Origin of the sequence: Spirosoma terrae (genome assembly GCF_010435915.1) — a bacterium.
Classification (GTDB): Bacteria; Bacteroidota; Bacteroidia; order Cytophagales; family Spirosomataceae; genus Spirosoma; species Spirosoma terrae.
Genome location: NZ_JAAFZH010000015.1, coordinates 118,261 through 130,238, shown reverse-complemented (window position 1 = coordinate 130,238; position 11,978 = coordinate 118,261). Strand labels below are relative to the sequence as shown.

Annotated in this window: 10 protein-coding genes; 8 read left to right on the top strand and 2 right to left on the bottom strand. The window is 47.1% G+C overall.

What is annotated here, in order from left to right:
• The first annotated feature begins 145 nt into the window (after positions 1-145).
• The 8 genes from GK108_RS24950 to GK108_RS24915 all read left to right on the top strand — a co-directional run bounded on the left by GK108_RS24950 (position 146) and on the right by GK108_RS24915 (position 9,458).
• Positions 146-685, top strand: a complete 540-nt coding sequence (locus GK108_RS24950; protein WP_163954298.1) for a heme NO-binding domain-containing protein — start codon at positions 146-148, stop codon at positions 683-685.
• Positions 682-3,525, top strand: coding sequence for a PAS domain S-box protein (locus GK108_RS24945; protein ID WP_163954297.1), 2,844 nt, complete (start codon positions 682-684; stop codon positions 3,523-3,525). The genes GK108_RS24950 and GK108_RS24945 overlap by 4 nt, the downstream gene beginning before the upstream one ends.
• Positions 3,526-3,528: 3 nt before the next feature.
• Positions 3,529-4,221: a LytR/AlgR family response regulator transcription factor gene (locus tag GK108_RS24940; protein ID WP_163954296.1), complete on the top strand. Its 693-nt coding sequence runs from the start codon at positions 3,529-3,531 to the stop codon at positions 4,219-4,221.
• Positions 4,222-4,378: 157 nt separating this feature from the next.
• Complete coding sequence (locus tag GK108_RS24935; RefSeq protein ID WP_163954295.1) at positions 4,379-6,004, top strand: NADP-dependent glyceraldehyde-3-phosphate dehydrogenase; 1,626 nt, start codon at positions 4,379-4,381, stop codon at positions 6,002-6,004.
• 94 nt (positions 6,005-6,098) lie between these two features.
• A complete protein-coding gene (locus GK108_RS24930) occupies positions 6,099-7,079 on the top strand; it encodes an SPFH domain-containing protein (protein WP_163954294.1) in 981 nt (326 codons plus the stop codon).
• Between the two features lie 96 nt (positions 7,080-7,175).
• Positions 7,176-8,216: a primosomal protein N' (replication factor Y) - superfamily II helicase gene (locus GK108_RS24925; protein WP_163954293.1), complete on the top strand. Its 1,041-nt coding sequence runs from the start codon at positions 7,176-7,178 to the stop codon at positions 8,214-8,216.
• A 13-nt stretch (positions 8,217-8,229) separates the two neighbouring features.
• Positions 8,230-9,219: an ABC transporter ATP-binding protein gene (locus tag GK108_RS24920; protein ID WP_163954292.1), complete on the top strand. Its 990-nt coding sequence runs from the start codon at positions 8,230-8,232 to the stop codon at positions 9,217-9,219.
• A 56-nt stretch (positions 9,220-9,275) separates the two neighbouring features.
• The gene (locus GK108_RS24915; RefSeq protein ID WP_163954291.1) at positions 9,276-9,458 is read left to right on the top strand and encodes a hypothetical protein; all 183 of its coding nucleotides are present in this window, start codon (positions 9,276-9,278) and stop codon (positions 9,456-9,458) included.
• Positions 9,459-9,529: 71 nt separating this feature from the next.
• Here the strand turns inward: GK108_RS24915 and GK108_RS24910 are convergent, their stop codons facing one another.
• A complete protein-coding gene (locus GK108_RS24910) occupies positions 9,530-10,492 on the bottom strand; it encodes an AAA family ATPase (protein WP_163954290.1) in 963 nt (320 codons plus the stop codon).
• A gap of 100 nt (positions 10,493-10,592) precedes the next feature.
• On the bottom strand, positions 10,593-11,966 hold the full coding sequence (locus GK108_RS24905; RefSeq protein WP_163954289.1) for a peptidylprolyl isomerase: 1,374 nt from the start codon (positions 11,964-11,966) through the stop codon (positions 10,593-10,595).
• Positions 11,967-11,978 lie beyond the last annotated feature (12 nt).

Genomic DNA, 11,978 nt, shown 5'->3' with positions numbered 1-11,978 from the left:
TTCGATGAACTGCAGATTTTGCCGGTTTTTTGGTGCAAAATCTTCGATAATCACGTTGCTCGGCTACAAACCGTTCTGAAATAAACTCTTATATTTGTTACTATACATATTGATATAATTACAATATGTAAACGTCATATTTCATATGAAAGGAATAGTGTTTACGGAGTTTCTCGAAATGGTAGAGAGTAAGTTTGGCTATACACTGGTAGATCAATTACTTCTGGAAAGTAACCTGCCCTCCGGTGGTGTATATACAGCCATCGGTACGTATGATCACCACGAAATGATCACATTAGTAGATAAGCTTAGCCAGCAGACCCAAATTCCTGTGCCTGCTCTGCTACGTGCCTATGGTCAGTACTTATTCGTTACGTTCACCAAAGCCTATGGCTCTCTTCTGAAACAATCCGACTCGGCTTTTAGCTTGCTAAGTTCTATTCAGCATTATATCCACGTAGAAGTACGAAAAATATATCCAGATGCCGAGCTGCCTCATTTTGTCGTTGAACAACCGGAGGAAAATCACCTTCGGATGTATTATCAGTCTGAGCGGAAGCTAGCCGATTTTGCGCATGGCCTTATTGATGGGTGTCTGGCACATTTTGGCGAAAAAGCTACTGTTACCCAGACTAATCTTGTCGATGATGGTAGCCAGGTACTCTTTGATATTGTGAAAGAATGACCCACACCGATGATATTGATATCCTTAGGCGACGTCTGGAACGCGAGAAGTCGGCAAGGGCTCAGGCTGAGGTAATTTTAGAAAAAAAAGCGCTGGAGCTTTACCACGCCAATGAACAACTCCAGCACCTGAATGAACATCTCGAACAGCAAGTGCGTGACAAACTGGCTGAGTTGCGGGAGAGTGAACAACGCTATCGGCAACTGATCGAATCGGTTCAGGATATTATCTATAAAATCTCGCCGGATGGTTTCTTCACATTCGTCAGCTTATCGGTCGAAAAGCTATTAGGCTATTCTGAAAAAGAGTTTGTAGGAAAGCATTTTACCGATATTGTTGCGCCGGGCTATCGAAAGATGCTGATCGAATTCTACCAGACAATGATTGATGGTAGGAAAGATAGTACCTACAATGAGTTTCCGGTTTTGGCAGAAAACGGCCGGATTGTCTGGATAGGGCAAACGGTTCGGCTGATTGAAGTGGATGGGCATGTCGCTGAACTGGTAGCTGTAGCCCGCGACGTATCGGACCGCAGGAAAGCTGAAGTTGAGCTTCAGACCACTCAGATTCGGTTATCATCGCTAATTACCAGCCTACAATCAGGTATTCTGGTTCAGGATGAGAACCAGCGTATTATTCTGGTCAATCAGCTGTTCTGCGATATGTTCGGGCTTAGTCGTAGTACGCAGCAACTGATCAAGCAGGATTATTCGGAGGCTTTTGCCGAGTTCAAAAGTCGTATAGAGCATTCGGAAGAGTTTGTTCAGAAAGCCCTTCAGATGATCAATGATCAGGTGGCTGTTGTTGGTGAAGTGGTCAGGATGACGAACGGACACATTCTGGAGCTCGACTATATCCCGATCTGTCTGGATGGCCGACACATGGGCCAACTCTGGAAATATACGGACGTAACAGAAAAGTACATCGCTCGCGAACAAATCCGGATCAGCGAAGAGAAATATAGAGGTATCATGAATAACATGGAGCTTGGATTGCTGGAGGTCGATAATGATCAGACCATCCTACGGGCCTATGATCGATTCTGTCGCATGGTTGGCTATTCGGAAGAGGAGTTAACAGGGGCTAATGCTAAAGAGCTACTGCTTCCTGCTGATTTCAAGCCTGTGCTCGATCAGCAGCAGGTAGAGCGTCAGCAGGGGAACGCTGGTTCGTACGAGTTACAACTAATCAAAAAAGATGGTAGTCGAATCTGGGTTCTCGTTAGTGGCGTTCCGATTGCCGATCAATCGGGCACTATTATTGGTTCGATAGGTATTCATTACGACCTGACCGAGCGAAAGCAACTGGAAGGCGAGCTGGCAAGAGCCAAGCAGATTGCTGATGATGCCCGGCATGCGGAAAAGCAATTTCTGGCGAATATGAGCCATGAAATTCGAACACCGCTCAACGCTATTATTGGTATGTCGCACCTCTTGTTCGACACACAACCCAGCCGTCAGCAGCGCGAGTACATCGAAATACTGAAAACATCGGCCGACTTTCTGCATAGTTTAATTTCAGATTTGCTGGACATGACCAAAATTGAAGCAGGACGTATTGAAATACAGGCGAGGCCCTTTGATTTAGCTGGCTTGTTACGGTCGACGCAGAAGGTTTTTGAGATGAAACTTCAAAATCGACCGATCACGATTGATGTTATGCTCGATGCCCGTATAACGGGTACGTTTGTCGGTGACGAAGTGATGCTGAATCAGATTTTGATGAATCTGGTCAGTAATGCCGAAAAATTTACCGAAGAAGGGTACATCGAAATCAAAGCCCGGATCAGGAAAGAAGAAGACTCGGTGCACTGGATCGAATTTACTGTAGCCGATACCGGAATTGGTATTCCCGAAGAAAAGCTCGATCTCGTATTTCAGAAATTTAAGCAGGTTAATTCATTTGGACACAAACATAAAGGAACGGGCCTGGGTTTAGCTATTACCAAAGAACTGGTCGAAATTCAGGGAGGAACCATTTCAGTGAAAAGCCGGGCGGGGGAGGGGAGCACATTTACCTTTATGCTGCCGTTTGCTAAAGCCGACTCTACTAGTGAGCTGGTTACTAAAACGGATAATTCGTTGCCCGTCGGAAACGAGTTAAAGGTTTGCCATGTGCTGATTGTTGAGGACAACCTGATGAACCAGAAATACATAACCAGTCTGTTGACGAAGTGGAAAATTCCGTTTACGTTAGCGCTGGATGGGAAAAAAGCGGTTGAGGTTGCGAAGAATGAACGGTTTGATATCATTCTGATGGATATACAAATGCCGATCATGAATGGCTACGAAGCAACGGTTGCTATCCGTAGTACCCAAAATCCGAATCAGCATATTCCCATTATTGCCCTGACGGCCTCGGCCATGTTAGATCATAAAAACATTGCGCTGGAAGCCGGAATGAACGACTTTTTAACTAAACCATTCGAACCTAGCCAGCTCATGGCTATGCTTCAACGCTATGCCCCTACACCAATGGCAGACAATGAAAATGTGGTCGACGAAAAACACCTGATCGAATTATACGGTAATAACCCCGCCTACATAGCGGACATGATCGATACATTCGTGACGGAGATTGTACCGGAAGTGTTATCGTTACCGGCTGTATGCCAACGCAAAGACTGGACTGAGCTGGCTCGTTTAGCTCATAAATTAAAACCAACGTTTTCGATGGTTGGGCTGCCTTTGCTCGAAGAAAAGATGCAGCAACTCGATAAAATGGTAAAAGAAGGAACCGAAAGCAGCTTATTGGAGATTTATTGTAATGATATTGCTACCGAAACGAGTAATATGTTGCCTATACTGAAGGAGGAGATTCAGAAATTTTCTCAGATGTAAATTATGAACTTGAGCTGTATAATTGTTGAGGATGAACCAATGGCTCGCAAATCGCTACAGCGACTTTGCGAAAATCATGGTTCGCTAGACTTACTGGGGGAGTTCGAAAATGCGGTGGATGCACTGAGTTTTTTGTCTGAACAGTCCGTCGATCTCATCTGGCTTGATGTAGAATTACCCGAGATGTCGGGGTTTGGGTTGCTGGAAAAGCTGCCGATCATTCCGTTTGTGGTGTTGACGACCAGCAAAACGGAATACGCGTTTGACGCCTTTCAATACCAGGTAACTGATTATATCAAGAAGCCTATCGCCCTGCCCCGCTTCAATCTGGCTGTGGAGAAAGTTCTTGAACTCAGTAATCGTAACAAACCGGTGGCTTCCAGCGGGCGTAAAGAAATTTATGTCAAAGCTGATGGCCGCTATATCCGATTGCCTTTTGAAGCCATTGCCTACGTGGAAAATATTGGCGATTACGTAAAAATCCATACCTCAACGCATACGTACGTTGTTTATACAACGATGAAAGATCTGGCCGAAAAGCTCGACTCTCAGTTCATGCGTGTCCATCGTTCCTACATTGTTCATTTGGACAAGATCGTCGATATTGAAGAGAATACGTTGGTCATTAACAACAAGGTAATTCCAATTAGTCGCGCCAATAAGCCAGAGTTGATGAATCGGATCAATCTGTTGTAGTACGTACTAATTCTTCTTATTTGCCCGTTATGCTGCCCCTTGCTCAAAAAGAGCACGGATCAGGTAGTTGAACGGGTAATTTTGTTTTTGGATGGGTTGGATTTCGTTCCGCGAATAGCGACGTTTACCGCTGTTTCCGTATCAACCTGTGTTAACCATGATCAACCAACAACTTGCCGGTCTTTTTCCGCCCGACGAATCAGGCATTCCGGCCGACTATCGTATTGAGCCGATCCATCAGCGCGAATATTTGCTCAACGGCGAAATGCGGACCTGGAACGGCCCTGTGTCTGAGGTTTATTCTCCTATTTGTTTGCCCGATGCTGAAGGTAATCTGCAACGGAAACTGGTTGGTAGTTTTCCGGTTACTGGTCCGAAACAAGCTCTTGAAGCCTTAGAAGCCGCCGTGGCCGCTTATGATAACGGTCGGGGCGAATGGCCAACCATGTCGGTGGCCGGACGTATCAGCTGTATGGAAACATTTGTGGGTAAGATGCTGGAGCAGAAAAAGCTCGTCGTGAACCTGATTATGTGGGAAATCGGAAAAAACCTGGCCGATGCGACCAAAGAGTTTGATCGCACCATCAAATACATTTACGATACAATCGATACGTTGAAAACCATGGACCGGAACTCGTCCCGGTTTCGAATTGAAGAAGGAATCATCGGACAGATTCGGCGATCACCACTCGGTGTCGTACTGGCAATGGGACCATTTAACTACCCATTAAATGAAACCTACACGACGCTGATTCCGAGTATTCTGATGGGAAACACAATCCTGTTCAAAACGCCCAAACATGGCTCCTTGCTTCATTATCCGCTGCTGGAAGCGTTCCGGAGTAGTTTCCCCAAAGGTGTGGTCAATTCGATGTATGGGCGAGGAGCGGATGTGATTCCGCCCGTGATGCAGTCAGGTAAAGTGAACGTATTAACCCTGATTGGCTCTAGTCGGGTGGCTGACCAGCTTCAGCGTCAACATCCCAAATTAAATCGACTACGGTCGATTATGAGTCTCGATGCAAAAAATGCCGCTGTCATATTGCCCGATGCTGATCTGGACGTAGCGGTTAGCGAGTGCCTGTTGGGAACACTGTCTTTTAATGGACAACGGTGCACGGCCATTAAGATAATCTGGGTACACCGTTCGGTTGCAGATGAGTTTTTACGTCGGTTTGGCCCGGCAGTGAGCAAACTGAAACCCGGAATGCCCTGGGAGCCGGGCACTCAGATTACCCCATTGCCAGAACCAACAAAGCCCGATTATCTGGCCGAATGTATTCAGGACGCGCAGGCAAATGGGGCCGCTATCATAAACGAGGGCGGTGGAGAGGTGGCTGAGTCCTTGTTTAAACCAGCGGTCGTATATCCGGTAAAAGAAGGCATGAAGCTCTACCGCGAAGAACAGTTTGGGCCAATCATTCCGGTGGTTGCTTTTGACGATGAGGAAGAATTTATTCATTACCTCATTACCGATGATCATGGCATGCAGGCCAGTATCTTCGGCACCGATACCAATGCCATTGCCAAACTGATTGATCCGTTGGTAAATCTGGTTAGCCGAGTGAATATTAACGCCCAGTGTCAGCGTGGCCCCGATACGTTCCCATTTACCGGTCGGAAAGATTCGGCAGAAGGGACGCTGTCAGTTGAGGATGCGTTACGTTCCTTTTCCATTCGGTCGGCGGTGGCTACCAAGGATACTGATGCCAACAAAGACATTCTTAATGAAATTGTGGGCGAGCATAAATCCACTTTCTTAAGTACGAATTTTATTTTCTAGCCTTTTATTAAGAATTTGGCTGGTACGTCGTAAACCAGTTACTGACGTATCAGCCAATCTTTATCAAGTTCTATAACCTGTTAACACCAGAACGATGGGCCTTTTTGACTTCATACGTAACGAATTCATCGAAGTAATCGATTGGGTTGATAACTCGACCGATACCGTGATCTATAAATTCCCCGATAACGGGAATAATATTAAATATGGTGCTCAACTGACCGTCCGCGAGTCGCAGGTGGCCGTGTTCATGAACGAAGGGAAAATAGCGGATGTGTATCCTCCGGGTCGCTATGAGCTGACGACCCAGAACATGCCTATTATGACTACGTTACGTTCGTGGAAGTACGGGTTTGAGTCGCCCTTCAAAGTCGATATTTATTTTGTCTCGACGAAGCAGTTTACGAACCTCAAATGGGGTACCCAAAACCCGATTATCATTCGTGACCCCGAATTTAAACAGGTACGGGTGCGGGCGTTTGGTGTTTTCTCGTTACGCGTAACCGACGGCGGAAAGTTTATCCATGAATTTGGTGGAACAACGCCCGTAGTACGTATTGGCGAACTGGAGGGACAGCTACGTACGGCTATTGTCAGCAAGTTTTCGGATACAGTAGCCGAGGCAAACGTATCGGTTCTTGATATGGCCCGCAATTACCAGGAGCTGGGCGAAAAAATGCGACCCATTCTTCAGGACGATTTTACGGCCTATGGTCTGGAACTGACGCGGTTTTATATCGAGAATACCAGCATGCCACCCGAGGTGGAAGCCTTTCTGGACAAGACAACCCAGATGAATATGGTGAGCGATATGGCTCGTTTTCAGCAGTTTCAGGCTGGAATATCGCTGGAGAAAGCCGCCGAAGAAGGTGGTGCTGGCGGTACGGCTGTTTTGATGGGAGGACTAGGCAATTTTATGGGTGGTGCTAGTGCACAGAATACGGCCCAGCCATCTGCCGACGATAAAGCAAAGACGATGGAATTGTTGAAACAACTGGCTGATCTTAAAGCTGCAGGTATTCTGACAGAAGAAGAATTTGCCGCTAAAAAGGCTGAACTGCTTGCCAAAATCTAGTCAGCGCTGCTGAAGAAGCTTTCACTTTACACGTTTTTACAGTTAATGCCACCAAGCGATTTATTTCGGGTTCCTTGCCCAACCTGTGGTTCGCAAATGCGATTCTCGGCTGAAAAACAGCAGTTAAGTTGCTCGCATTGTGGGAATACACAGGCGATTCCGTTGACCCGACAAAACCTTGAGGAACGTTCGTTAACCAGTTATCAGGTTGATAATCATCAGTTGCCCAATGCACCAACTGAAGAAAAGCTCGTATTTAGTTGCCCAAACTGTGGGGCGCAAACGACCATAAACACCGACGAGCCAACCATTACGTGTGCTTTCTGTGGAACGAAGAGTGTAAACCCTGATGCGCGAAAAACACGACTCATTGAACCTGCGGGCGTATTGCCTTTTAAAGTGTCCAAAGAGCAGGCGATTGAACGGTTCAAGGGCTGGGTTGGTGACGATTGGCTGGCTCCGTCCGATCTGAAAGCAGGCGCTCGACCCGATAATTTTCACGGTGTATATGTGCCCTTCTGGACATTTGATGCCCAGGCGTATTCGGAGTGGTACGGCGAAGCTGGGTTTTATTATACCGTAGCGGTCCAGGTTCCTGACGGTAAGGGCGGTATGATGCGTCAGCAGGAGCAGCGCGTTCGTTGGGAGCCACGTAACGGATCGCACTCGCAGTTTTACGACGACATACTGATTATGGCCTCGAAGCAACTGGCTAATCAGGCTGATTCCGTTGCCGAAGCCAGTAGTTACAATCTGATGGATGTGGTGGATTATGACCCGCGATTTCTGTTGGGTTGGGATGCGGAGGTGTATAGTATTGATCTGCCGGAAAGCGCCCGTCAGGCCGATACGGATATTCGTCGTCGGGAAGAATACGCCTGCTCGTCGCAGTTGGGGGGAAATGTGCAGCGAAATCTGAACGTAAACACACAATTATCGAATCAGACATTCAAGCATATTCTGCTGCCACTCTGGATATGCGCTTACGTGTATAATGGCAAGGCGTATCGGTTTCTGGTAAATGGTCAGACCGGACGAATTGCAGGCGAACGGCCTAAATCGGCCTGGAAAATTGCGCTGCTTATTATTGGATTCATTTTGTTAGTACTCTTCTTCTATTCGATCGCGAAGAAATAATTATCGATTCTTTTTGCTACAGGCTACCCATCTTACAAAAACATACGGCGGCATTGCGGCTGTTCGTTCGGTGTCTATTGAACTCAAACCGGGCGAGATTGTTGCGCTTGTTGGCGCTAGTGGTTCCGGAAAAAGTACGTTGCTCAGTATGCTGGCCGGGCTGACCGATGCGGATTCGGGCGATGTTCGGATACAGGGAGAACGCATTCCTGGCCCATCCGAAGTGCTGGTTCCTGGTCATGATGCTATCCGGCTAGTTCATCAGGAATATCAGCTGATGCCGAACGTATCGGTTCGGGAAAACATTACGTATGCGCTACGTTTCTTTGAAAAAAACTACCGCGATTTTCGGGTCAATGAACTATTGACCTTATGTCGGCTGACCGACGTTCAGGATCGGTTGCCTCGTCAGGTGTCGGGGGGAGAAAAGCAGCGCACGGCTATTGCACGCGCCATTGCCGACAAACCCGCCATTTTGCTGCTGGATGAGCCTTTTAGTCATCTTGATCTGCCCAACCGCTTGATCGTAAGAGATTTACTTTTTGATTTGGTACGTAGTGAAAGCACCGCCTGCCTATTTGTTACGCACGATTCGTCGGACGCACTTTCGATCGCCAATCAGCTGGGTATCCTCCGTGACGGACGTTTGATTCAGTTTGGTACGCCTACCGATATTTACCGGCAGCCGGCTACGTCCTATGCGGCTCGAATGACGGGTCTGGTTACGATTGTCAAGGCAAAACATTTGCCTGTGCTGGGGCTGCCGGCTTCTGACCATCCAGAAACATTGATTTGTTTGCGTCCCGAACACGTTCATCTTGACGACAGTGGGGTTGAGGGACAACTACGCGCTCTTTTTTTCAAAGGGAGCCATTATGAACTTGAAGTTGAACTGTCTCGCTACGTTTGCCTGCGGGCGTTGTCGACGCGTAATGACTTACAGATTGGGCAGCGAGTTCGGATTCGGGTCGATGAAAAGGCCGTATGGAAACTCAACCGTTGAGACCATTAACCAAGGGCGTTTTTTTGAGTTATTATAACAAATAAAAACGCTACGTTATGGAAAATAAGGACGAGTTCGAATCAAAGCAAGATACCGATAGAGTAGAAGATCCCAGTGAAGCTTTTCTGATTGGTGAAGAAACGGATGGTGTCGATGCCTCAGGAGTAGACGATAAGTCGACCGGCCATGTTGACGATTATCTCGGCAAGACAAACACGGAAAACCACGATGATGAATAAGTAATCTATATGACGAAGGCCCAGCTTTAAAAGCTGGGCCTTCGTCTGTCTATGTCTGGTAAACAGAATGGTTAAAGCATTCGCTTAATTAACTGTTCGACCGATATACCTTCGGCTTCAGCCTTGAAGTTACGAACAACGCGGTGCCGGAGAATCGGTAACGCTACCGCCCGAACATCTTCAATATCCGGGGAGTATTTGCCGTTTAACAAGGCATTACATTTCGAAGCCAGAATAAGCGCCTGTGATGCCCGGGGACCTGCGCCCCACTCCAGATACTGATTGGCATCAGCGGAAGCCAGTTCGGTATTTGGACGAGTTTTATGAACAAGTTTAACCGCGTATTCGACTACGTTGTCGACAACAGGTACCCGGCGAACCAGGTGCTGGAACTCACGAATTTCGTCACCGCTAATGACCCGCTGTACCTGATACCGAATGTCGGAAGTCGTATTCTTTACAATATCCAGCTCTGACTGATACGACGGGTAATCCAGATAGATGTTGAACATAAACCGGTCCAGCTGCGCTTCAGGCAAAGGGTATGTACCTTCCTGTTCAATTGGGTTTTGGGTAGCCAGTACAAAGAATGGACGGCCCAGGTCGTACTTTTGTCCGGCAATGGTAACCGCATACTCCTGCATGGCTTCGAGCAGAGCCGACTGCGTTTTAGGCGGAGTCCGGTTGATCTCATCAGCCAGGATGATGTTGGCGAAAACAGGCCCTTTGATGAATTTGAAATTACGTTCCTGATCCAGAGTTTCGGAGCCTAAAATATCAGAAGGCATCAGGTCAGGTGTAAACTGAATTCGATTGAAATCGAGGTGAAGGGCTCCTGCAATTGTCTGAATCAACAACGTTTTGGCTAGACCAGGCACCCCTACCAGGAGGCAGTGCCCCTGACAGAAGATAGCGGTCAATAAAAGCCGGACGGTTTCATCCTGACCAATAACAACCTTCGAGATTTCGCTTTTTAGTTTCTGGTAAGAGGCACTGAGGGCTTCTGCAGCCGCAACATCCGATGAGTAAGGCACAGGCAAAAAGGGTTATGATTAAAGGACAAGCTGATTGAGGGATCGGCTAGCGGGCGCGAACGATTCGTGGGCAATTAGTCGATCTCTCAATCAGTCAATATTAATTACTGCCCAGTGAGGCCGCACTATTTTGGGTAGTACCAAAAATGCGGCAACTGTGAAATTCAGGATCGACTGTAATGTAAACATCAGATACTGACTTTCGGAACCAATCGTCGATGGCGCGGTTCTTTTTGTTCGACAGTACAATGGTCTGAAGCTTCTCAAAGTCTAGCTTGAAATCAGCCGTATGGGGAGGAACTTTACTTTTGAAGTACAAAATTCGTACCGCACTTTTGCCATCTTCAGTACGATAGGGAAGAGGTTTTGAAATTGAGCCTACCTTCATCGTGTCGAGCATGGTAAACATCGCATATTCCATCGTACCGTCCATAGCCATTTTGCTGCTTCCCGATTGAGGGTCACGTAGTAAACCTCCAGCATCGGCGGTAGATTTGTCTTCCGAAAAATCGTGAGCTGCTTTCTCAAATTTAATTGAATCCGCTACGATCAACGTCCGGATACTGTCCAGCGAATGGGTAGGGCCGCTCAGATCAAGACGGTTGTAGTCGGGACGTAGCAGAATGTGACGAGCATGATATTCGGCTCCCCGCGTTTCGATCAATTGAATCAGGTGAAGCCCAAATTCAGACTCTACTACGTCTGACATTTCATTCGGCTTCAATTTTAAAGCCGCTCCTTCAAATGGTGCCACCATCATGCCGCGTTTAGCATAACCCAGGTCGCCCCCGTTTTGAGCCGAACCTACGTCTTCTGAAAACTCCTTCGCCAGTTTGGCAAAGTCTTCGCCGTCCTGTACCCGCTTTTTGATGTCTAACAGTCGCTGACGCAGCGCATCTTTTTGTTCTTTAGTGGGCTTGGCAAACCGAACGATCTGTCCGATCTCAACATCGGCGGGCATATAAGGCAAACTGTCTTTCGGAATACCATCGTAAAATTTACGAACCTCGCGAGGGGTTATCTTCACATCGGTCGTAATTTTCTGCTGCATCTTCTGGACAATCTTCTGGTCTTTTACCTGCGTCCGTAGTTCGCTCTTCAGCATTTCCAGACTCTTGCCATAGGCTTCAACAATATTCTTTTCCGAGCCGAATTGCTGGGCCATGTATTGCATGCGCTGGTCCAGTTCACTATCAACAAGTTTTTCTTCGACAACAACGGAGTCGATTTCTGCTTTGGCCAACATCATTTTATTGATGACTAAGCTTTCCAGCAGCTGACATTTTTGGGGTGGTGTCTGATTCTGACTAACGTACGATTGATACGCTTCTTCCAGATCCGACCGGAGAACGTAGTAATTATCAACTTTCGCAATGATCTTATTCACACTGACTCCCTGGCCCTGCCCAAAAACAGGCGAGGTTAAAAACCAGCTAATCAGGACAACGAAAGCATAATTGATTGCTTTTTTCATGGTGTTAAAGAT